The sequence below is a fragment of the Rahnella sp. CFA14(1/10) genome (assembly GCF_004195095.1).
In the GTDB taxonomy this organism is placed as follows: Bacteria; Pseudomonadota; Gammaproteobacteria; order Enterobacterales; family Enterobacteriaceae; genus Rahnella; species Rahnella perminowiae.
Genome location: NZ_SEWS01000002.1, coordinates 237,781 through 259,914 on the forward strand (window position 1 = coordinate 237,781; position 22,134 = coordinate 259,914).

The 22,134-nt window shown below is 53.0% G+C and carries 20 protein-coding genes and 2 pseudogenes; 10 read left to right on the top strand and 12 right to left on the bottom strand.

Annotation, left to right across the window (positions count from 1 at the left end; genetic code table 11):
- Positions 1–81: 81 nt before the first annotated feature.
- Positions 82–648: a DNA-3-methyladenine glycosylase I gene (locus tag EVX52_RS04770; RefSeq protein WP_129951280.1), complete on the top strand. Its 567-nt coding sequence runs from the start codon at positions 82–84 to the stop codon at positions 646–648.
- Positions 649–703: 55 nt separating this feature from the next.
- Here the strand turns inward: EVX52_RS04770 and yqfB are convergent, their stop codons facing one another.
- The 4 genes and pseudogenes from yqfB to EVX52_RS04785 form a co-directional block, all read right to left on the bottom strand.
- Entirely contained in the window at positions 704–1,009 is a 306-nt protein-coding gene (gene yqfB / locus EVX52_RS04775) for a N(4)-acetylcytidine aminohydrolase (protein ID WP_129952112.1), read from the bottom strand.
- A gap of 42 nt (positions 1,010–1,051) precedes the next feature.
- Positions 1,052–1,411, bottom strand: a pseudogene (locus EVX52_RS25435) (DUF4172 domain-containing protein); the annotation flags it as partial.
- A gap of 51 nt (positions 1,412–1,462) precedes the next feature.
- Positions 1,463–1,777 (bottom strand): annotated as a pseudogene (locus tag EVX52_RS25670) (metallophosphoesterase); the annotation flags it as partial.
- Between the two features lie 245 nt (positions 1,778–2,022).
- A complete protein-coding gene (locus EVX52_RS04785) occupies positions 2,023–2,628 on the bottom strand; it encodes a transglycosylase SLT domain-containing protein (protein WP_129951279.1) in 606 nt (201 codons plus the stop codon).
- 219 nt (positions 2,629–2,847) lie between these two features.
- Between EVX52_RS04785 and EVX52_RS04790 the strand changes: the two genes are divergently transcribed.
- The 5 genes from EVX52_RS04790 to EVX52_RS04810 all read left to right on the top strand — a co-directional run bounded on the left by EVX52_RS04790 (position 2,848) and on the right by EVX52_RS04810 (position 8,657).
- Positions 2,848–3,834 carry a GlxA family transcriptional regulator gene (locus EVX52_RS04790; protein WP_129990722.1) on the top strand — a complete coding sequence of 329 codons (987 nt, stop codon included), beginning with the start codon at positions 2,848–2,850 and terminating at the stop codon, positions 3,832–3,834.
- A gap of 78 nt (positions 3,835–3,912) precedes the next feature.
- A complete protein-coding gene (gap, locus tag EVX52_RS04795; RefSeq protein ID WP_129951277.1) occupies positions 3,913–4,923 on the top strand; it encodes a type I glyceraldehyde-3-phosphate dehydrogenase in 1,011 nt (336 codons plus the stop codon).
- Between the two features lie 271 nt (positions 4,924–5,194).
- Complete coding sequence (locus tag EVX52_RS04800) at positions 5,195–5,653, top strand: MarR family winged helix-turn-helix transcriptional regulator (protein WP_129951276.1); 459 nt, start codon at positions 5,195–5,197, stop codon at positions 5,651–5,653.
- Positions 5,654–5,841: 188 nt separating this feature from the next.
- Positions 5,842–7,560 (top strand): MFS transporter, encoded by a 1,719-nt coding sequence (locus tag EVX52_RS04805; RefSeq protein ID WP_129990723.1) that lies wholly within the window; start codon positions 5,842–5,844, stop codon positions 7,558–7,560.
- A 47-nt stretch (positions 7,561–7,607) separates the two neighbouring features.
- On the top strand, positions 7,608–8,657 hold the full coding sequence (locus tag EVX52_RS04810; protein ID WP_129990724.1) for an HlyD family secretion protein: 1,050 nt from the start codon (positions 7,608–7,610) through the stop codon (positions 8,655–8,657).
- On the opposite strand, the gene EVX52_RS04815 is transcribed toward EVX52_RS04810, so the two are convergent.
- Both EVX52_RS04815 and EVX52_RS04820 read right to left on the bottom strand, forming a co-directional pair.
- A complete protein-coding gene (locus EVX52_RS04815) occupies positions 8,647–9,675 on the bottom strand; it encodes an isopenicillin N synthase family oxygenase (protein WP_129990725.1) in 1,029 nt (342 codons plus the stop codon). The genes EVX52_RS04810 and EVX52_RS04815 overlap by 11 nt on opposite strands.
- A 170-nt stretch (positions 9,676–9,845) precedes the next feature.
- Positions 9,846–10,754 (bottom strand): NAD(P)-dependent oxidoreductase, encoded by a 909-nt coding sequence (locus EVX52_RS04820; protein WP_255466694.1) that lies wholly within the window; start codon positions 10,752–10,754, stop codon positions 9,846–9,848.
- A gap of 193 nt (positions 10,755–10,947) precedes the next feature.
- Here EVX52_RS04820 and EVX52_RS04825 point away from each other — a divergent pair, with 193 nt between their 5' ends.
- Complete coding sequence (locus EVX52_RS04825; RefSeq protein WP_129951270.1) at positions 10,948–11,319, top strand: protein YebF; 372 nt, start codon at positions 10,948–10,950, stop codon at positions 11,317–11,319.
- An 83-nt stretch (positions 11,320–11,402) separates the two neighbouring features.
- Here the strand turns inward: EVX52_RS04825 and malI are convergent, their stop codons facing one another.
- Positions 11,403–12,434 (bottom strand): Mal regulon transcriptional regulator MalI, encoded by a 1,032-nt coding sequence (gene malI / locus EVX52_RS04830; RefSeq protein ID WP_129951269.1) that lies wholly within the window; start codon positions 12,432–12,434, stop codon positions 11,403–11,405.
- 255 nt (positions 12,435–12,689) lie between these two features.
- On the opposite strand from malI, the gene malX reads away from it, so the two are divergent.
- The 3 genes from malX (at position 12,690) to add (ending at position 16,664) form a co-directional block, all read left to right on the top strand.
- Entirely contained in the window at positions 12,690–14,309 is a 1,620-nt protein-coding gene (gene malX / locus EVX52_RS04835) for a maltose/glucose-specific PTS transporter subunit IIBC (RefSeq protein WP_129951268.1), read from the top strand.
- Between the two features lie 57 nt (positions 14,310–14,366).
- A complete protein-coding gene (locus EVX52_RS04840; protein ID WP_129990727.1) occupies positions 14,367–15,542 on the top strand; it encodes a MalY/PatB family protein in 1,176 nt (391 codons plus the stop codon).
- A 123-nt stretch (positions 15,543–15,665) separates the two neighbouring features.
- Positions 15,666–16,664, top strand: coding sequence for an adenosine deaminase (add, locus tag EVX52_RS04845; RefSeq protein WP_129951266.1), 999 nt, complete (start codon positions 15,666–15,668; stop codon positions 16,662–16,664).
- Between the two features lie 62 nt (positions 16,665–16,726).
- Here the strand turns inward: add and EVX52_RS04850 are convergent, their stop codons facing one another.
- From EVX52_RS04850 to EVX52_RS04870, 5 genes are all read right to left on the bottom strand, one after another.
- Positions 16,727–17,746, bottom strand: a complete 1,020-nt coding sequence (locus EVX52_RS04850; protein ID WP_129951265.1) for a bile acid:sodium symporter family protein — start codon at positions 17,744–17,746, stop codon at positions 16,727–16,729.
- Positions 17,747–17,825: 79 nt separating this feature from the next.
- Positions 17,826–18,872, bottom strand: coding sequence for an oxidoreductase (locus tag EVX52_RS04855; protein WP_129990728.1), 1,047 nt, complete (start codon positions 18,870–18,872; stop codon positions 17,826–17,828).
- A 162-nt stretch (positions 18,873–19,034) separates the two neighbouring features.
- Positions 19,035–20,390 (bottom strand): MmgE/PrpD family protein, encoded by a 1,356-nt coding sequence (locus EVX52_RS04860; protein ID WP_129990729.1) that lies wholly within the window; start codon positions 20,388–20,390, stop codon positions 19,035–19,037.
- Positions 20,383–21,285, bottom strand: coding sequence for a polysaccharide deacetylase (locus tag EVX52_RS04865; protein ID WP_129951262.1), 903 nt, complete (start codon positions 21,283–21,285; stop codon positions 20,383–20,385). Before EVX52_RS04865 ends, EVX52_RS04860 begins: the two co-directional genes overlap by 8 nt.
- Positions 21,278–22,132 (bottom strand): polysaccharide deacetylase, encoded by an 855-nt coding sequence (locus tag EVX52_RS04870; protein WP_129951261.1) that lies wholly within the window; start codon positions 22,130–22,132, stop codon positions 21,278–21,280. Before EVX52_RS04870 ends, EVX52_RS04865 begins: the two co-directional genes overlap by 8 nt.
- Between the last annotated feature and the right edge of the window lie 2 nt (positions 22,133–22,134).

Here is a 22,134-nt window from a genome sequence, read left to right on the forward strand (position 1 = left end):
TATAATGGTTATACGAAAAAAAGATGATGACAAAAATCAATCTCGCTAGAATAAATGACTTTCTGATTTTAGGAGTTCGTGATGACTGACCTAATCCGTTGCCCGTGGGGTACGAATGACCCACTTATGATGGATTATCACGATCATGAATGGGGCAAGCCGGTGCGGGACAGCCGGGCCCTGTGGGAAAAACTGATGCTGGACGGTTTTCAGGCAGGATTATCCTGGCGGATTGTGCTGAAAAAACGTGATGCACTGCGGCTGGCTTTTTGCCAATTTGACCCCGTAAAAGTCGCCGGATTTACCGAAGAAGACATCGAACGGCTGATGAACAACGCCGATATTATCCGCTCCCGTAGTAAAATTACGGCAGTGATCGGGAATGCCCGTGCGTATCTCGCCATGCAGCAAGCCGGAGAAGATTTCGGTGAGTGGATTTGGTCACAAATCGGCGGAAAAGCAATTCAGCATAGCGGTCCGGTACCCACCCGGAATGCGATGTCAGAACGTATTTCGAAAGATTTAAAAAAACGCGGCTTTAAATTCGTCGGGCCGACAATTGTTTACGCCTGGCTGGAAGCCACAGGCCTGATTAATACTCATCATCCGGATTGTTTCCGACGGGCACAGGTGGCGAAAGAAATCTGATTAATGGTTGAAGAGAAGGGCGCGCAGGGAAGGGATCCCGTCGCACCCTGAGTCACTATAGAAGACGAAACTCAATCATAAACAGTTCGTTTAGCCCCGGATAAATCTCACTGATGACTTGTTTCAGTTCTGCCAGCGTCATGTTTTCCTGTATGGCGTGCTGATCGTTCAGATCGGCGAACTGTACGGGAGTAATCGCGATGATCTCAATATTGCAGAAAAATACGTCGTCTTCATAACGGCTGACGCGAACCTGATCCCCTGCTGCAAAATTCGCGTCGCTGGCTTCACGCAGGGTGATCGTTTTACGGCCGGCAAGAATATCAGCCTCAAAACGACCGTAAAAAGTGATGTTTTTCATAAACTTTCCTGCATTATAAGAATTGAAGATCCGGTGGATATGATAACGCGTGCTGCGCCCGCCCGAGGCAGATTTAACCAGGCAGCCACGCGAGACAAGTTCGGTCAGATGCCGTGTTGCGGTGGCCTTACTGACTTTTGCCACTTTCTGATACTGGCTTGCGTTTATGCCTTCAGCGAAACCTTTTTCGCCGCCATCGAGCAAACGGTTAAGCACTTTTATCTGTTCCGCAGACAGATTGCTGGCGTGATAAATCTGCCAGAAACGCGATTTATCCAGCGTCTGGTCAATGCGCTGAATTGCCGTATCCACAGTAGATTCAAGCATTTGCAAAAACCAGCTCAGCCAGTGTGTCAGATCCATGTCACCGCGCTGAGTTTTCTCAAGAACAAAATGCAGCGCGCCATCTTCGCAGGTATTATTCCAGTAAGGACATTTCAAAATGGATTTCATTGAGGTGCGGTCATCAGAATTACCGGGCAATATGAATGACGGGTAAGATCTTTTATTCAGTTGAGCGGCGATGGCGGCATAACCGTCACACCAGTTGTCATCAATCAAATCACCGCTCAGCACAAGAGCGTCAGGCGTAATGAGATCAATCCACGCCAGTGCATGCTCAAAACGTGAGAGATTATCATTATTTTCTGCAGCATGCATGTCGGACACCTGAGCAATAATCACCAGAAACCTCCGGGAAGAAATCCCGTTAACGGAATAAGAACAATTCAATGTAGACGAGATAAGCTGGATAATCAAAGTGCGCATAATGTATATTATGTTAAATAAGATATCCAGCTACGCACCCATTAGCTGTCTGTCCTTTATCAGGCCTCACCTGCTTCGGTGAACATTTCCAGACTGGTCATCAATCACCGGCCAGATTGTTATTTTCTTCAGGCTGCCCATCCGGCCTGGTGTGTACATCTATGATGTTTGATCGCGCTACGTGAATTCTGCGTTACCCTGCGCACAAGACTACTGCAGAATTCATGCAGCCACTCTCTCAAATGCTATAAACCCGCATAGGCTTTTTCGACTTTGGCCATATATCTGGGTGCCTGCGGTGCCGGATGATACTGACGGACATGCCAGTTAAAAGCTTCCGGCGTCAGCTGATTAATCATCTGGATTGCAGTCTGACGATTGCTGGAAAACGTCCGAAGCAGCGCTCCCGCACCGTTGGCATACGCAACTTCTGTAGCATAACGGCGCGTCACCGGATCGTTAATCCAGTTAAGCTGCTGACGTTGCAATGCACTGATATAGGCCGTGCCTAAATCAATGTTAGTTTCAGGATCCCGTAAATCATCATCGTCAGGACAACCTCGTTTCCCTTTATACCGGTAAGCGTCACAACCGCTGGTGGAAGCTTTTAGTTGCATCAAACCAATGGCATTGGAAGGACTGACAGCCCCGGGATTAAATCCGGATTCGACCTCAATAATGGCTTTAACAAGTTTACGGTCGACTTTATATTCATCCGCTGCATCTTCAATTTCATCATCCCAGGCATGGGTGTCATATTTTTTATAATGGGGTTTACTTGAACAGCCAGCCAGAATGATCAGCATAACCAACGTGCTGAATTTTCTGGTTTTTTTAAACGATGAAATCATAATCTTCCAGAATTGAAATGAGTTATTCTCCGCGCTGATAAGATACCGTTATCGTCGCTCAGGATCATGTATTAATGAGAGTTTTACCGCGATTCAGCCGTACTAAAAGTGCGAAATGCGGTATGTCTGCCCTGCTCTCGCCTTGATCCGCTTGCTCAGGGACTCAATAAAAGCATTTGTGGATTTGACATATTTAATACACATTGTATTTTTAATGCCATGAACACATTTCTGATTATCGTCCCCGACGGGGGCATGCTATTCGAAGCAGCAGGTATTGCTGACATCCTGACGCAGGCAAACCGCCTGTTGCCCGATACTCATCCTGAAGCAAAAAACGCACCCTATCAGGTCACGGTGGCGACCACGCAACCGCACCGTGTAGTCCACGGTGTCTCAGGGCTTAACCTTCTTGCGGATCACCGGTTGTGCGATCTTGACCCGACATTGCCCCGTGACACTATCTTAGTGACCGGCAAAGGTCTGTCTGAAGCAGAAGGTTCAGACGTTGTCCGCTGGCTGCAACAGGCTGCACCTTCTGCCCGCCGCGTAGTGTCTGTCTGCGGCGGCGCATTATTGCTCGCCCAGACAGGATTACTCAACGGCCGTCATGCCACCACCCACTGGCGTCTGATCGATACTCTGCAGTCACAATACCCGCAGGTAACGGTTGAGCGCGGCCCGATGTATGTTCAGGACGGGCCAGTATGGACGTCAGGCGGCGTCAGCTCGGGCTTTGATCTCACCCTTGCACTGGTCGAAGAAGATCATGGTTTCAGCATCGCCAAAAGTGTTGCTCAGGATTTAGTCATGTTTCTCCGGCGTCCGGGTGGACAGTCGCAATTTAGCCGCTACCTTTTGAATCAGGCCAGTGATGGCCCTATCCGCAAACTTCAGACGTGGTTACCTGAACATCTCACGGATGATTTGTCGGTTGAAAGTCTTGCTGAACGTGTTGCGATGAGCCCGCGAAACTTTACGCGCGTGTTCACCCGCGAAACAGGTATAACCCCGGCAAAATATGTTGAGGAAGTCCGGCTGAGTGCCGCGCGACAGCTTCTGGAACAAACGACACAAAACATAGAGCGCATTGCCCTCGCAACCGGCTTCGGTGGCGGGCTGAACCTGCGCCGCGTTTTCGAACGTAATTTACAACTGACGCCCACAGAATACAGAGAACGCTTTTGCTCCAAAATATTGGCGTAAATTGATCTTTTATTGTCATTTCCGCCAAATCATCTCCGTACTAGATTAACTGTAAAGCAGATAACTAAGGAGTTCATCATGGTCAAAGTAGGCATTAATGGTTTCGGCAGAATTGGACGGAATGTTTTGCGCGCCGCTCTCGGACGCAATGATTTCCAGGTGGTGGCAATTAACGATCTTACTGACAGTAAGACCCTCGCTCACCTTCTGAAATATGACTCACTCTCCGGTACGTTAAAAGCGGATGTTGAAGCTGGTGACGGCGAATTGCGGGTGGATGGTAAAGCGGTGCGCGTTTTTTCAGAACGTGATCCTGCGGCTATTCCATGGAGCACGGTGGGTGTGGATATCGTTATTGAAGCGACCGGTTTCTTTACTGAAAAAGCTAAAGCCGAAGTTCATATCACCCAAGGCGGAGCAAAACGCGTCATTATTTCCGCACCGGCCAAAAATGATGACATCACTATCGTGATGGGTGTCAATGACGGCGAGTACGATCCGGCAAAACATAAAGTGGTCAGTAACGGCAGCTGTACTACTAACGGTCTGGCCCCTGCCGCTCAGGTTTTGCATCAGACTTTCGGTATTGAACACGGTCTGATGAACACCACACATGCCTATACGAACAGCCAGGCGTTGCATGATCAGCCTGAAAAAGATTTACGGGGTGCACGCGCGGCAGCGGTTTCGATTGTTCCGTATTCCAGCGGCGCAGCGAAGGCGATCGGGAAAGTGATCCCTGAACTGGACGGACGTATGACCGGTTATTCCCTGCGTGTTCCGGTTCCTGTGGTCTCCATCGTTGACTTAACGGTTAACCTGAAACGTGAAGCGACAGTTGAAGAAATTAACGCCGCGTTCCGCAAAGCGGCTGAATCCGGTCCGCTGAAAGGTATTCTTGGTTACAGCGAAGAGCCACTGGTGTCGAGCGATTATCGGGGAGATCCCCGTTCCTCTATTATTGACGGGCTTTCCACACTGGTGATCGGGGGTAAGCTGGTGAAGATTCTGGCCTGGTATGATAACGAATGGGGCTTTTCAAACCGTCTGGTTGATCTGGCGTTGTTAATGGAAAAACGGGGTTTATAACTCTCTCTCTGCCTGAAAAATGACAGACACCGCCTTCAGGCGGTGTTTTTTTATGACTGACAGACTATCACCGGTATTAAAATAACATATTGTATGTTGTAACTAATATAGCAAAAAAGAGAGTCGGACTTTTGGCTCCGCTATCGGGGCTAATGAATCTTTCACTTGTCTCAAAATGTTAATGGCAGCCTGCCTTTTCTGGTAAATGTTGCATATCGTGCTAATCTGACGCCTCAAAAACACGCTTAAGCCCAGACAGTGAGGATCTCCTGTGACCCTATTACGCCGCCGCCCGGAAGCGACCTCGCCAGCCATCCGTTTCCTGCCTGAAACCATTCATATCGGCCGCCAGTTACGAACTTATTGCGATTCACGTTTTAAAACAATCGGTCTGACGCTGGCCCGGGGACAGGTCTTACTGCATCTGGAAGCCGCCAGCGGACGCCTGCCTCAGGGAGAACTGACAGCATTGCTGGAAGTGGAACACCCTACTGCCATTCGCCTGTTCGACAGCCTGGCTGAGCTGGGCCTGCTGGAGCGCTGTCCCGGAGAAACCGATCGTCGCTCAAAAGATATCAAACTGACGGAAACTGGAACCGAACTGGCAAATCAGGTGCGTATCATGACGGATGATATTCTGATCAGCGTTATGGAAGGCATTGAGCCAAAAGATGTGGATATCGCCCGGGGTGTTCTCGCCAGTATTACCGCCAATATCGCTGCGCTTTAAAGAGCGCTTTTTCCTTGTTTGATGCCCTTTCCCGCCTGTAATCATCACTTGGGTTATTGATTAGTTATCCGTTATTTTCACTTGTAAATATCATCAATATGAATAATTGGGTAGACACCCTTGAGATGACTTATTACATTATGTAGCAAGCTACAAACTCGCAAGGTAATGATTTACGAGGCATAACGATGACGACGCGTTCTGATTCAGATGTCCGGCAGGACGCCGGTGAATTATCAACACGGGAAGCATCACCACAGAAAGAACTCCCAGTAAAACCTGATAAACCCGCGCCGGTTCCGCCGTCACAACATCACCCTTTTGCCGTTCAGGTCAGTACCTGGTTGCTGCACTATCCGCGTCTGCGGATGGTTGTCTATGCCACAGCATCACTGATTATCGGGCTGACGCAGGGGCTTGGGATCAATCTGGTCAGCTCCAACCTGCCGGGCATACAGGGCTCGCTGGGCATTTCCAATGTGGAAAGTTACTGGCTGGTGGCAGCCTATACGGCAACCAGCGTTACCGGCACGATCCTGCTGTACAAAATCCGTACCCAGTTTGGTTTTCGTCGGTTTGGTGAATACGGGCTGCTGTTTTTTGCTGTGGCGTCTTTGGGACAGACATTCACTCATGATTTCCAGACCGCCCTGGCCGTGCGGGCTGTCATGGGTTTTGCAATGGCGTCGCTCGGACCGCTGGCATTATTTTATATGTTTGAGATCTTTCCGCCGGCTAAAAAACTGACGGCTGGATTGTGTTTCGGGCTGGCGGGCAGTCAGCTGGCTTTACCTGTCTCGCGCATTATATCCCCGCATTTGTTAGATCTTGGCCACTGGCACCAACTGGCGACGCTGGAATCCGGCCTTTCACTTATCTGCCTTACCATTATCTGGATTTTGCCGCTTACCCATCCGCCACGGGTGAAAGTGTTTGAACGTACAGACTGGATAAGTTATCCGCTCATTGCCACCGCGGTGGCTTGTATGTCGGTGGTGCTGACAATGGGCCGTTATTACTGGTGGCAGGAAAAAGACTGGATTGGTGAAGTGCTGGTGGTCGGGATTATTGCGCTGACGCTGTCATTTATGGTCGAACTGAAACGCAAGAATCCCATTATCGATTTGCGCTGGCTAATGACGCCTGAAATGGTGCTGTTCACCGGGTCGATGCTCTTCGTACGCATGCTGTTGTCGGAACAAACGACCGGCATGGTCGGGTTTCTGAATCTGGTCGGATTGCTTAACGATCAGCTGATGGCGCTGTTTTGCGTCATTCTGGTCGCAACCTTCGCCGGACTGGTGGTAGTCAGTATCATTCACAAAGCCAACCGGATCGTATACATCCATCTGTTTTCGATTGCCCTGATTGCGATTGCCTCATTGACGGACGCCGGTTCCACGGTGGATACCCGCCCGGAGCAATTTTACCTGACACAAGGAATGATCGCCTTTGCCGGGGCGGTATTTCTGCCGACCGCTCTCTGGCTCGGGTTTATCCGCGCCCTGCAGTTTGGGCAAAGCCAGATCATCAGTTTTATCCTGGTGTTTCTCTCTACTGAGAATGTCGGCGCACAGGTTGGCAGCGCCTTCCTCGGGACGATACAGATCCTGAGAGAGAAATTTCATTCCAGCGTATTGGTCGAAAACATCAGCCTGCAAAATCCGCTGGTCAGTGAACGGGTTGCGCAGTACATCCATTTACTGAAACCGGTATTAAACGACGGCACGCAACTCAATGCCGAAGGTCTGGCCCTGCTGAGCCAGAAAGTGACACAACAGGCCGGATTGCTGGCCTATAACGATGTTTTCAGAGTGGTTTTTTATATGTCGCTGGGCTGCTTTGCCGTCCTTGTCGTACACATTATTGTCGGACGGATCCTGATGAAGAAACAGACTGTCGGGTAATTGCCTTGTTTCTATAGATGAATAAAAAGAGTAAAGCGGAAAAACTGATGAAAAATATCTTTCGTTATCCATCGATTATTGTGGTGCTTTGTCTGGGCATTATCGGGGTCATGATCGTGTTGTACAGCTGGCAATTGTTCCCGTTCAACTCGCAGGTGGAATCGACGGATAATGCCTATATCCGGGGCAATGTGACCCTGCTCAGCCCGCAGGTATCGGGTTATATCACTGACGTCAATGTGCAAGATTTCATGCCAGTCAAAAAAGGCGACGTGCTGTTTGTGATTGATGACAGTACCTACCGTCAGGAGTTGTTACAGGCAGAAGCGGCTGCCGCGCAGGCTCAGGTGACGCTGCAAAACTTTGAGCAGAACCGCGCCTCAGGTGCGGCCAACCTGCAACTCGTGGAAGCTGAACTGCAAAGTGCCCAGGCCGTGCACAGCAAAGCCTTGCTTGATACCGGACGTAACGGGCCTTTACTGGAGAAAGGACTGGTTTCTAAAACCACCGGCGACGAGCTTCACGCCGCGCTGCTGACTGCGCAGGCTAATGTGGCTAAAGCCCGTGCTTCGGTGAATATTGCCCGACAGAATCTGGCGCTGGTCGATGCCAACAAAGCTTCACTGGCAGCCGCGTTGAAGGCGGCCCAGGCCAGAGTCGAAGTGGCACAAATCAATCTGCAGCATACGCAGATCGTTGCTCCGTCAGACGGACAACTCGGCGAAGTCAGCGCACGGCTCGGGCAGTACGTCAGTGCCGGAACACAACTGACCTCTGTTACGCCAAAACAGGTCTGGGTGACCGCCAATTTCAAAGAGCGCCAGCTGGCGGGTATGGTTGTTGGCACACCGGCGGTATTCACTGTCGATGCCTTGAATGATCAGGCATTTAAAGGGCATGTGGCCCGTATTTCCCCTGCGGCAGGTTCAGAATTCAGCATCCTTAAAGCGGATAATGCGACGGGTAACTTCACCAAGATTTCACAACGTATCGCCGTGCGCATTGAACTGGAACCTGGCCAACAAAGTGAACGTCTTCGGCCGGGAATGTCGACCGTGGTCAGCGTAGATACTGCGCAGGCGCCTGTCAGCCAGTAATATTCGCCACAAGCAGGTCAGAATAATAGCGCTGCGCGACATCAGGATGTGAGCGCAACCGCCCTTTCAGATAATTGAAACCCACATCGCGGAATAACGGATTCAGAGGATCGCTTGCCTCTCCCCGCGCTTCCTTTGCCAGTTCGGCTGGCAAAGGAAATAATGGCACAACAGCATCAAGCTGAGCCCCCAGGAAAAATGCCAGCGACAGGCGCTCATCCCCTTCAGGGGGTGATACAACCCGGTGTACCGTAGCACGCAAATAACCGTGGGTAGCAAGTTCAAGCAACTCGCCGATATTGACCACCAGCGTATCAGGGACAGGCAACACATTGACCCACTGCCCTGCTTCTACTTCAACCTGTAAACCGCGCTGTTCATCCTGCAACAGAAAACTGAGGAATCCGGAATCCTTATGTGCACCGACCCCCTGGTTTCCGGCACCCGGCGTACGCCCCGGATAACGGATCAGTTTGATATGTTCATTCGGTTTTTCACCGTACAGCGGATCAAAGGCCTCTTCCGGCAGTTTCAGTGCCAGCGCAAAAGCACGCAAAAGACGCAACGACATCGCCGTCATTTCCCTTTGCCAGCGAAGCAATAACGGGCGCAATTCCGGCAATGCTTCCGGCCACTGATTCGGCCCCTGTAATCTTGCCCATGCAGGCGTACTTTCTGTCACCGGTAGTTTTGGCCGCTCCGCGCCGAGATCAAACTGTTCGCGCCAGTCCGGCTGACCGCGGGTAATCTCCGAGGCAGCACGGTTATAGCCACGAAAGTGTGACGAATTAATCATCGCCACAGCCAGTTTGGCTTCCTCAGGCAGTGCAAAAAATTGCCGGGCAACCCGCTGAACATCCTTCAGTAACTGCGCATCAACGCCATGATTTTTGAGGTAGAAAAAACCAATCTCACGGGCGGCGTAACGCAGTTGTGCAAGGAATTCTTCCCTCTGTCCGGGCGTTGTGGAAAACTGGCTGAAATCGATCAGAGGGATAGGGGAAGATATCTGGCTCATCGCGCGCTCCGCAGTGATGTTGTTAATAATCATCAACGCTATCACGGTTGCCCGATAACAGACCAATAGCCAGATGGTCTGGTTTATACTTCAGGGTTATGAACGAAAGGCAAAAATATCCGGCCCTTCCGTGGACCGGACAACGCATTTATTCGCAGGTTTTTAAAGACTTAACGTTTAGTGCCGAGATAGCGATATACCACCGCCAGATCCTTCCCGCCATAACCGGCATCGACCGCGCCCTGCCAGGTCTGACTGATTCGTTTCATGACCGGCAGTTCAAGATGACTGCCAGCCTCCAGTGCCAGATTGATGTCTTTCAGCGCCCAGGTCAGTTGCATCTGCGGGGTATAATCACCGCTTTTGAACATCTCCATTTTGCCCCTGATATAGGGGGCTGCCAGCGGACCGCCTTCCAGCACATTCCACAGATCGTCAGTGGTGAATCCCAGTGCTTGTGCAAGCTGCGTCGTTTCTGCAATACCTTCCATCATGGCAATCAGCCAGGCATTGACCACCAGTTTCATTCTGGAGGCACGTCCGGCTTCACCGAGCCATTTTGTCGCTTTGGAGATAGCGGCGAATACCGGTTCAATGGCGGCACCGGCTTCACGATCACCGCTGGCCAGCACCACAATTTGCGCCTGCTCGGCCGGGGCTTTGGTGCCGGAAACCGGGGCATCAAAGAATACGACATCAGGACGCTGCGCTTTAATCAGCGCAATCAGCGCGTCTGTCGCTTCAACGCCGAGGGTTCCCATCTGGGCAATAATCCCTCCCTGTTTCAGACCGGCGAGCACACCGTTGTCCCCCTGACAGACTTCAAGTGACGTTTTGCCGTCGGACAACATCGTGATTACCACGTCCGCGCCTTCAGCCGTTTCGCGTGGTGTACGGCCTTGTGTAGCACCGGCTTCCACCAAATCATCACCGCGTGAAGCCGTCCGGTTCCAGACACGGGTAGAGAACCCTTTTTTGATCAGGTTAGCGGCGAACGCATGCCCCATTGCGCCCAGACCCAGTACCGCGACCGTGGGTTGTTGCTGACTCATACCTGACTCCTTACGTGAATAATGTATGTATAAAAAGGCTACCACCCCGGCTCTCTGTCCGCGGCATGGCTTCTGTAAGCGAATGCAACAGAAAGGCTGATATTACTTAACCTGTGCTAACTAAGTGGCGTAACATACGCGCTTTCGTGCCTGGCGTTAGCGATGGGTTTATCCGGGCAGCTAATGATTTGACTGATATTTTTCAGGAGTGACAAGCATTATGAGTAAAGTCGTATTAATCGGGATTGTTTCGGTCATTTTCGTTTTGATGGTGCTGATGCTGGGCTCAGTGTATGTCTATCCGTGGTGGATGCAACGCTCCACAGAAGGCGCCTGTGCCGATATCAGCAAGAACAATGCCATCGATACTGTCACCCGTGATTACATGGAAAACCGCATTCCAAACTGGGGTAACGACAAAGACAATATGGGCACATCAGTGCCGGTACTGAATTTCATCAGCGATGATGTTAAAGAAGACAAAGGGACTTACCACATCCCGTTCAGCGCAAAAGGCCCGAATGGCACCCTGGGCTATGTCGCTCACTTCAACTGTTCCAACCATTATGTGAAGTATTCAACTGTCGAGTGATTTTAGGGCCTGGCGACCCGGCGGACCTTTAGGTCAATACCCTGGGTCGCCGCCCTCCTTAAGGATGCGCGCTCAGTCACCCGCTAAGCCGATTCCCTCTCCACCAGCGCTGGCGGCAGGATAATATTCTGTGCCTCCAGATTTTGTCCCCCGATCCTCATCAGTAAGCGCCTCGCTGTCGCATAACCGATTTCGCGTGCGGAATTGGCAATGGAGGTCAGCGGAGGTTCCGTCAGTTCCGATTCCGGCGCATCTTCCATTCCAATCAGGGCAATTTTTTGCTGGAAGAAGCTGTCTACTGCCCCGCCACCCACTTGCGCACCGGTGCGCAGCACGCCGAAATAGGCACCCAGCGCGACGGATGATTTATGGCAGACAATTGCACTGATTTTCGGGTAGCGGGATAATAAAGTTTCGGCAGCATCGGCGGCACATTTATGCTGATAATCACACTCGATAATCCATTCGCTGCGAAATGGCAGGCCGTATTGCAGCAGCGTGGCGCAGAAACCGCCGAGACGTTCGGCACGGGTTAACGAATTGCTCAAACCGCCGAGATAGGCAATTTGTTTGTGACCATGTTTGATCAGATATTCGGTGGCCATTTTCGCTGCGAGCATATTATCGGGTCGGACAACATCAACCCCTTCGATCCCCCCGGAACGTGCCGCGCAGATCAGCGGGACGTCATATTCTTCGGCCTTTTCTTTCAGCCCGGCGAGAGTATTTACGCCACCGGCGATCACAATGCCATCTACGCCGTGGGTCAGCAAAGTCTCGAAACAGCGCATCAGCCCTTTACCGGACGGGCCGCTTTGCAGCAGAAACAACACTTTGCCCTGCGCTTCAAACATCTCACTGAGACCGGCAGTCATTTCGGCATAAAACGGTTCACAAATATCGCGGACAATCAGCCCGACCACGCCGGATTCGCCACCGCGCAGCGTACTCGCCTGCCGGTTGCGCACAAAACCCAGCTCATCAACCGCACGGTTAACCCGTTCTGCTGTTATCCGGGAAATACGCCCCTTACCGCTGAGCACCAGCGAAACCGTGGTAACGGAAACGCCGGCATGCTGCGCCACATCTGTAATGGTGATTTTTTTATGATTCATCGGCTGTTGTCGTTCATTTGAAATTCCATAAAACGGGGTCCCTTCCCGCCCGCCGTATCCGAAAACCGGAATAATTAGCGTGGTCAGACAGTTATACCTAATCCAGCCTGCCGAGTAAAACGTTTAACCTTATTTAACCCATGTTGCAGAAGGCACCATCAAATAGTGTGAGTTCAGACACGTATTATTTAGGTAAAACGTTTTATCTTAGCCGCCATCAACAAGTCGCTTAATAAAACAACTCAGGGAGCGGGTATGCCTGCCAACAAAAAACAACGTGTTACGCTTTGGGAGTTCTTCCAAAGCTTAGGGAAAACTTTCATGCTGCCGGTCGCTCTGCTGTCGTTTTGCGGCATCATGCTGGGCATCGGCAGTTCGTTAAGCAGTCATGATGTGGTGACGCTGATCCCCGCATTAGGTAATCCGATCCTCCAGCTGGTTTTCGTCTGGATGAGCAAAGTCGGGTCGTTTGCCTTCAGTTTCCTGCCGGTGATGTTTGCTATCGCTATCCCGCTGGGTATGGCGCGTGAAAACAAAGGCGTTGCCGCCTTCTCCGGTTTCGTCGGTTTCGCTGTACTGAATCTGGCAATTAATTTCTTTCTGACCGCTAACGGCACCTTGCCAACCGTCGATCCGCTGGTGCTGAAGGCCAATAATATCCAGATGATCCTCGGCATCCAGTCTATCGACACCGGTATTCTGGGCGCGGTCATCGTCGGTATCATTGTGTACATGTTGCACGAACGCTACAACACGATCCGTCTGCCGGATGCGCTGGCATTCTTCGGTGGCACGCGTTTCGTCCCGATTGTTACCACCGTGGTGCTTGGTCTGGTCGGTTTGCTGATCCCCCTGATCTGGCCTTTCTTCGCTGCTGGCATTAACGGTCTGGGCCGTCTTATTCAGGGAGCAGGTGTATTTGGCCCGATGATTTTCGGTTCCGGTGAGCGTCTGCTGTTACCCTTTGGCCTGCATCACATTCTGGTTGCATTGATCCGCTTCACCGAAGCTGGCGGCACGCTGGATGTCTGTGGCCGCGAAGTGAGCGGCGCACTGACCATCTTCCAGGCTCAACTATCCTGCCCGACCACGCACGGTTTCTCTGAAAGCGCGACGCAGTTCCTTTCTCAGGGCAAAATGCCTGCCTTCCTCGGTGGCCTGCCGGGTGCGGCTCTGGCGATGTACCACTGCGCGAAACCTGAAAATCGTCATAAAATTAAAGGCCTGCTTATTTCCGGCGTCGTAGCCTGCGTTGTTGGCGGCACCACTGAACCGATCGAATTCCTGTTCCTGTTTGTGGCGCCGGTTCTCTATGTGATCCACGCCATCCTGACCGGCCTGGGCTTCACCATCATGTCCGTGCTGGGTGTGACCATCGGTAATACCGACGGCAATATCATCGACTTTGTGGTATTCGGGATCCTGCATGGCACTGCGACCAAGTGGTATCTGGTGCCGGTAGTGGCCGCTATCTGGTTCGCTGCTTATTACGCTATCTTCCGCTTCTCTATCGTGCGCTTTAACATCAAAACGCCGGGTCGTGAATCTGAGAATATGCCTGCTGCCGCCGCCGTGCCGTCTTCCAGTAAATCTGGCTACAACGTGCCGGTTATTTTGAGTGCGCTGGGCGGTGCCGGTAATATTGTTTCACTGGATAACTGCATCACCCGCCTGCGTCTTTCCGTTGCGGATATGTCGCGGGTTGACGATGCCACACTGAAAGCTAACCGCGCTATCGGTGTCGTTCATCTTAACGAACATAATCTGCAGGTCGTCATTGGTCCGCAGGTACAGTCGGTAAAAGATGAACTGGATTATCTGATCCGTACCGCAGCCAGTCAGCCAGCACCGGAACCGGAACCGGTGATAGCGTAATACGATTAACAGGGCGCCTCCGGTCGCCCTTTTCAGCTTTATTCAGGGAGTGAAAAAATGACTTTTGATTTCTCCACCGTTACTGACCGTCATGGCACCTGGTGCACCCAGTGGGATTACGTCGCTGACCGTTTCGGCAGTGCGGATCTGCTGCCATTTACCATCTCTGACATGGATTTCCCCGCCGCACCCTGCATTCTCGATGCGCTGCAAAAACGGTTGCAACACGGCGTGCTCGGTTACAGCCGCTGGCATCACGATGATTTCCTCGGCGCGGTAGCACACTGGTTTCAGCAGCGTTTTAACAGCCGGATTGACCGGGAAAGCGTGGTCTACGGCCCGTCGGTGATTTACATGGTTGCGCAACTGATCCGTCAGTGGAGCCAGCCGGATGATGGCGTGGTGACCTTCACTCCGGCCTATGATGCGTTTTTCAACGTGGTAAACGGTAATCAGCGCAATATGATGGCCTGCCCGCTGCTTAAAAACGGTAATGACTGGTCGCTGGATGCGCAACATCTGGAAAGCCTGCTGGTGCAACCAACCTGTTCTGTACTGTTGCTGTGCAGCCCGCACAATCCGACCGGTAAAGTCTGGACACGGGAAGAACTGACACTTATCGCTGAACTGTGTGAGCGTCACAATGTGCGGGTGATCAGCGATGAAATTCACATGGATATGGTCTGGGGCGAACACCGCCACACGCCGTGGAATGACGTGGGACGCGGAGAATGGGCGTTACTGACCTCCGGGTCGAAAAGTTTTAACATTCCGGCGCTGACCGGTGCTTACGGACTGATCAGCCATAAAGCCTCACGCGAGGCGTATCTGCACCAGCTGAAAGCCTGCGACGGCTTATCATCTCCGGCCGTGCTTGCCGTTCATGCGCACGTTGCGGCTTATCATCACGGTGAACCCTGGCTGGATGCATTACGGGAATATTTACAGGGCAATCTGCGTTACGTGGCGGAACAACTGAACGCCGCATTCCCGCCGCTCAACTGGCAGCCGCCACAATCCACCTATCTGGCGTGGATTGATTTACGCCCGCTGGGTATTGACGATAAGCAGTTACAAAATGAGCTGATCAGGCATCAAAAAGTCGCCATTATGCCGGGTTATACCTATGGTGAAGAAGGTAGCGGTTTCCTGCGTCTGAATGTCGGCTGCCCGCGATCGAAGGTGGAAGCAGGTGTTGAAAAATTAATCACTGGCATCAGAGAGTTGGTCTAACTCCTCCCCCTGCGAAGGGGAGGAAGCAAATTCACCCCCCTTCTTGTTGCGCAACAACATTTCATTCAGGGTGATTCTCCCGTTATAATGCCCCGCACATTTCAATAATAATGAGTGCACACCATGATCGACACACGCCTTCCCCTGACAGACATTCACCGCCACCTTGATGGCAACATCCGCGCTCAGACTATTCTGGATTTAGGCCGTCAGTTTAATCTGACCTTACCTGCCAGTGAACTTGAAGCGCTGCGCCCGCATGTACAGGTGATGCATACTGAACCGGATCTGGTAAGTTTCCTGCAGAAACTCGACTGGGGCGTTAAAGTGCTCGGCGATCTGGATGCCTGCCGCCGCATTGCTAAAGAAAACGTTGAAGATGCGGCGCGCGCCGGTCTGCATTACACCGAACTGCGTTTCTCTCCCTATTACATGGCAATGAACCACAAACTTCCGGTCGCGGGTGTGGTGGAAGCGGTCATTGAAGGGATCCGCGAAGGTCAGCAGCATCATGACATCGATGTGCGTTTGATCGGCATTCTGAGCCGTACGTTTGGTGAAGACGCCTGTCTGCAAGAACTGGAAGGTTTGCTGGCGTACCGCGACGGTATTACCGCGCTGGATCTGGCCGGTGATGAACTGGGTTTCCCGGGCAGTCTGTTCCTCAGCCATTTTAACCGTGCGCGCGACGCAGGCTGGCATATTACCGTTCATGCCGGTGAAGCCGCAGGCCCGGAAAGCATCTGGCAGGCAATCCGTGAACTGGGCGCTGAGCGTATCGGCCATGGGGTAAAAGCCGCACAGGATCCTGAACTGATGGATTTTCTGGCCAAACATCAGATTGGTATCGAATCCTGCCTGACCTCTAACATTCAGACCAGCACCGTCGCGTCTTTTGAGCAGCATCCGCTGGCGATTTTTCTGCGCCATGGCGTGCTGGCCTCCATCAATACCGATGATCCGGCAGTTCAGGGCATTGAGATTGCTAACGAATATCATGTCGCTGCACCGGCTGCCGGACTGACGCAAAACGAAATCCGCAAGGCACAGGAAAACGGCCTGACGATGGCATTCCTGACAGCCGCTGAGAAGCAGGCAATTCGCGACAAAGTGTCGGCATAACGCTTTTCACCCAATAAAAAAGGGCGGGAATGTTCTCCGCCCTTTTCTTTTCATTCAACGGATTACACCGTTTTCACTTCTTCTTTCTTCACCTGCGCGGCGGCGTCTTCACGCGCCACACGTCTGGCATAGCGTGAGGCCAGTACCGCACAGACCATCAGCTGGATCTGATGGAAAATCATCAGCGGCAGCACCATCGCGCCCACGGCAGCAGCCGGGAACAGCACGTTCGCCATCGGAATACCGTTCGCCAGACTTTTCTTCGACCCGCAAAATACAATGGTGATTTCGTCTTTGGTGTTAAAGCCAAACAGCCGCGCCACACAGGTGTTGATGATCAGCACAATGGTCAGGAGAACAATCGAACAACCGAGGATCGCCAGCAGCGACCAGCCGTTGATCTGATGCCAGATCCCCTGCACAACCGCTTCACTGAATGCCACATAGACCACCAGCAGAATCGATGAACGGTCGGTGACGTTGACGATTTTCTTGTGCCGCTGTACCCAGGCACCGATCAGCGGACGGCAAAGATGCCCGATGATAAACGGCACCATCAGTTGCAGCACAATGGAACCGATGGCATGTAAGGTGTCACTGGTACCGCCCTGTGTATGCATCAGCAAACCAACCAGCACCGGTGAAAGGAACACCCCGAGAATACTGGACGCCGACGCGCTGCAAATTGCCGCCGGAATGTTACCGCCAGCCACCGAGGTGTAAGCAATCGCAGACTGCACGGTCGCAGGCAATGCACAAAGATACAGAAAACCGTAGTACAACGTCGGCGTCAGAATGCCCACCGGCACCAGCCATTTCATGCCAAGACCGAGCAGCGGGAACAACGCGAAAGTGCTAAGGAACACCACTACATGCAAACGCCAGTGGCTGATACCCGCCATGATCGCTTCGCGGGAAAGCTTCGCGCCGTGCATGAAAAACAGCAGTGCAATAGCGGCTGTGGTCAGATAGCCGAAGAAGGTTTTATAAATCCCTTCACAGGGAAAAAATGAAGCGATCACGACAACACAGACCAGGATCAGCAAAAACTTATCGATTTTCAGACGTTGTAACCAGGACATGAACCTTCCTTGCAAAATGAATAACAAATGAAAAATAAGAGTGTCACCGGCGTGACACTCTGGAAAACGGGATCCTGTGTTAGTTGCTGATGACTTTCAGGGTCGCCTGTTGTTCTGAGGACTGCATCCCCAGTTCGAGCATTTCCATCACGCGGATGGCATCCCCGGCGGGTACCGGATTTTCACCCAGCCCGTTAATTGCATCGCGTACACCGGCATAATAAGCCGGATAGTTGCCCGGAATGGTCAACAGCGATTTCTCTGCCAATACGCCGTCGTGGCTGAGCGTAATGACGCCATCACGTTTATCAACCCCCCAGTCCGGCTGCGGCAGACGTTCACCGGCTTTCAGACGATCTTCCTGCGGATCCAGCCCAAATTTCACGTAGCTGCCTTTTTCACCCTGCACGATAAACCGCGCCGTTTCAGCAACGGCATAAACCGTGCTGTGCAACACCACGCGACGTCGCGGATAAGTCAGCACTGCGTTGAAGTAGTCGACGGCTTTACCGCCCGGCCGCAGTACAGCCAGATCCGCCTGCAATGTTTCCGGCAATCCGAACAATTGCAGCGCCTGATCCAGCAGATGCGAACCCAGATCGAACCAGATGCCGCTGCCCGGCGCCTCACTTTCACGCCACCGTTGCAGCACCTGGGGTTTATAACGGTCATAATGGGATTCGAAATAGACAATATCGCCGAGCGCCCCTTCTTCAATCAGTGTCTTAACCGTGAGGAAATCCGAATCCCAGCGACGGTTATGGAACACCGACAGCACCTTACCTTTTGCACGCGCCAGCGCGTCAAGTTCGCGGGCTTCATCCAGCGTCACGGTAAAAGGCTTGTCGACGATGACATGTTTACCGGCCTCCAGCGCCAGTTTCGCCAGCGGGAAATGGGTGGTATTGGGCGTCGGGATCACCACCAGATCAATGGACGCATCGGCAAACAGCTTTTCCGGCGAATCTACCACCTCCACATTGGGCCAGTCCGCATGGACTTTGCCCGCATCACTGCTGGAAACCACCGCCAGCTCGATACCGGGCGTGCCGTCAATCAGAGGTGAATGAAAGGTTTTGCTGGCGAAGCCGTAGCCGACAAGGCCTGTACGTAGGGTCTGGGTCATGAGAGGTTCCTTTTTTTGGCGGTCTTATTCGCAGGACGCTAATCCTCTGATTTGACACCAGCTCCGCAGGATGAACAAGTGAAAATTTGTCCTGTCTCTTTGCACCTCCCCCACACCGAACCGGGTCGGTGTTTTGCTCCTCCCCCTTCGCAGGGAAGAGAGCTACCGCCCGATGAATGCATTAATATCTCGCGCCAGATCCAGCCGCATCCCCTGCTCCCATATCCTCTCTGCCCCTTCCACCGAAATCACCCGTGTCGCCAGCGAGATAAATTTCTCTTTCAGTTGCTCATCAGAAACCGGATTCCCCGGTGCGCCGAGCGCAATATCTACCCGCACGGTTTGCGATGCGCCAGAGCGGGTGATGAGCGTAACATCCGGCTCGCCGTCGGCACTCAGGGTATCGTCTTCCTGCAAATCAATCCGGCGGATCATCGCCAGTAAATCCGGATCCTGGCGTTTATCGGTGTCATACGCCGGCAGACCTGCGTGTCCGAACACCACGCGGGCGGCAATGGCGTAACGGATACTCATCTGCGCGGCGGCCAGTGTGGCAATTTCGTTGTCACCGCACATGCCACTGAGGAACGGGCAAAGACGCACGACGATTTTTTCGACATCCCCTGCGCCGGCATTCAGCCTTTCCAGCAAAATACCGGTGGCATCGATGGCGGAATGTGTGCCACGACACGAGGCATAAGGTTTGATGGAACAGCGTTCCAGCTTCCAGATCTCCCCCAGTTGTGCCGTCAGGGCTTGCGGCGTCGCACTGGCCGGTGCCAGCGTGGAAAAAAATCCACCCCATTTATCCCCGAATAACTGCGACGGTCCGCTGATGCCTTGTCTGGCGCTCAGCGCAGCCAGCACCCCTCCTTCGGCAGCGCGTCCTGCATGCAATTTTTTACTCTGCGAACCGTCGTGGATAAACGCCCACAATCCGCCGCTGAAACTGCCAGAAATGCCTAACGCCGCGCTGACTTGTTCCGCATTCAGCCCCATTAATTTTCCGGCTGCAGCCGCCGCACCAAACACACCGCAGGTAGAGGTCGAATGCCAGCCCGCACCATTATGGGGTGAATATCCGCCACAGGCTTCAAGCACGCGGCGCGCCACGTCATAACCGATCACGACCGCCGTGATAAATGCTTTTCCGCTGACCGGCTGCGGACATAACGGCAGGACCGCCAGCAAAGCAGGAATGACCACTGCGCCGGAATGATCGCAGCCACCGGTGTCATCGAGTTCCAGCGCATGTGCCGCCACGCCGTTAAGCAGCGCGGCGTTGCGCGGCGATGTCAGTTCACGATAGCCCCACACCGGCGAAAGTGGGAAAGCGCCTTCACTGAGGATCATCGCCGCCACCTCTTTTGCGACATCGCTGGTGGAACCCACCAGCCCCGCGCCGAGCGTGTCGAGGATGTGTCGTTTGGTGCGCTCAACCAGCCGTCCTGGCAAATCATCAAAACGGGTATTCACCACGAATTCGGCCAACATTTGCTGCTGTGTGATATTACTCATGGCTGACTCCCGGCGCAGTGTGTTGCATCCAGATTTGCGCCGGATGCGACGCCTCGTTTTGCGGCCGGTTCTGCGACCACCAGTCAGCGACTTCCCCGGCCGTCGCTACCCAGACATCAGGATGTGACGTGATGTGATCCAACAGTTCCGCCAGCATACCAATCCGCCCCGCCGTGCCGATCACTTCCGGATGCAGTCGCAGCACGTAGCACAAACCAAAACGGTGAAATCCGTCAAAATCCATCTTCATATTACCGAGGGTGTGGCGGTAAGAGGCAATCCGCGACTGTGCCGGCGGCACCGCCGGGCTGAGGTTAAACGCGAAATACGGTTCGTCTTCCATTTCATAATGCAGCGGCAATTCCACCAGCCGCGACGGCTGGCCGTCCTGCACCGGCTGGAAATACGGTAAATCATCGCCGCGCCAGCCGGATGTCCAGCTGAACCCTTCGTCCGCCAGCACATCCGTAAAGCCCGGTGCCCAGTTACCTGCAGGCAAACGAAAGCCGCGCGGCACTTTCCCGGTCAGCGCTTTCAGCGCCGCTTTACCTCTTTGCAGGCTGTCGGTTTGCTGATGCAACGACAGACCGTCAAAATGAGCGAATTCATAGCCGCAGGTCGCCAGTTCGTGCCCGGCGCGGTCTATGTCACGGATCTTCTGTGGATTCTCATCCGCCACAATGCCCGGTACGCACCACGAGCTGCGCAGATTTTTCCTCTCCAGTAACGCCAGCAACCGGTCGATACCGCGCAGCGTGCCATAACGCCAGACGGACAACGTTTTTTCGCGTCCGGCCACCGCAGGTACCTGGCTGAGAATGCCGTGAATATCATTGAAATCAACGGTGATTACCACTGCAGAGCGGTAACCTGCCGGCCAGTTATGATCAGTCATTGGCATGCTCCTGCATCCACCAGTGGGCGACTTCCCGGCAACGCGCAAACCACACGTCATCCCGCGCTTTCAGGTGCGCAAAAAAAAGGTCGAGTAACATAATGCGGCCAGGTTTTCCGCTGATTTTCGGATGGAACAACGTGGTCAGACTCAGCCCTTCGTTCATGGCACCGTCGAATTCACGGCACCAGTTATCCAGCGTCAGTTCATAACTGGCGGTGCGGTCTAACCCTGAGGGGAAATTCGGCTCGCGGGTATAGGCTATAGAGGCGTAATCGTCCATTTCCCAGCGGCCGGGGATTTCCACCAGCGGGCGTTCATAACCGGGAACGCTGATGAGATAAGGCCGGTCGTCGCCGCGCATGCTGCTGGAATAGGTCACGCCGGCTTCCAGTAGCATGGCAGGCGTTTCCGGATGCCAGTCACCGGAAGGCGTACGAAAACCTTCGGCACGGATGCCCAGAAACTGCCAGAAAATCTCACGGGATTTTTGCATCACCCATAACTGTTTCTCCGCGCTGATGGCGTAAAAAGACTCATGACGATAGCCGTGATACGCCACTTCATGCCCGCGTCCGACAATCGCCTGACACTGTTTCGGCCAGTTTTCCACCACCCACGCCGGAATAAAAAAAGTCGCCGGAAGCTGGTGGTCATCGAGCAAATCAAGGATGCGCTCCAGCGCGCGATAGGGCCCGTAAGCGCCGAAGGTAAAATAATCCGCTTTCTGCCAGAGGGTGCCGTTAAGCATTGCATCACCGGTCGGGCCGTCGAGATCAAACGCCAGCGCCATGCAGCCGCGTTTGCCTTGCGGCCATAAACTGGCCGCCTGTTGTGAAATCGTCATGA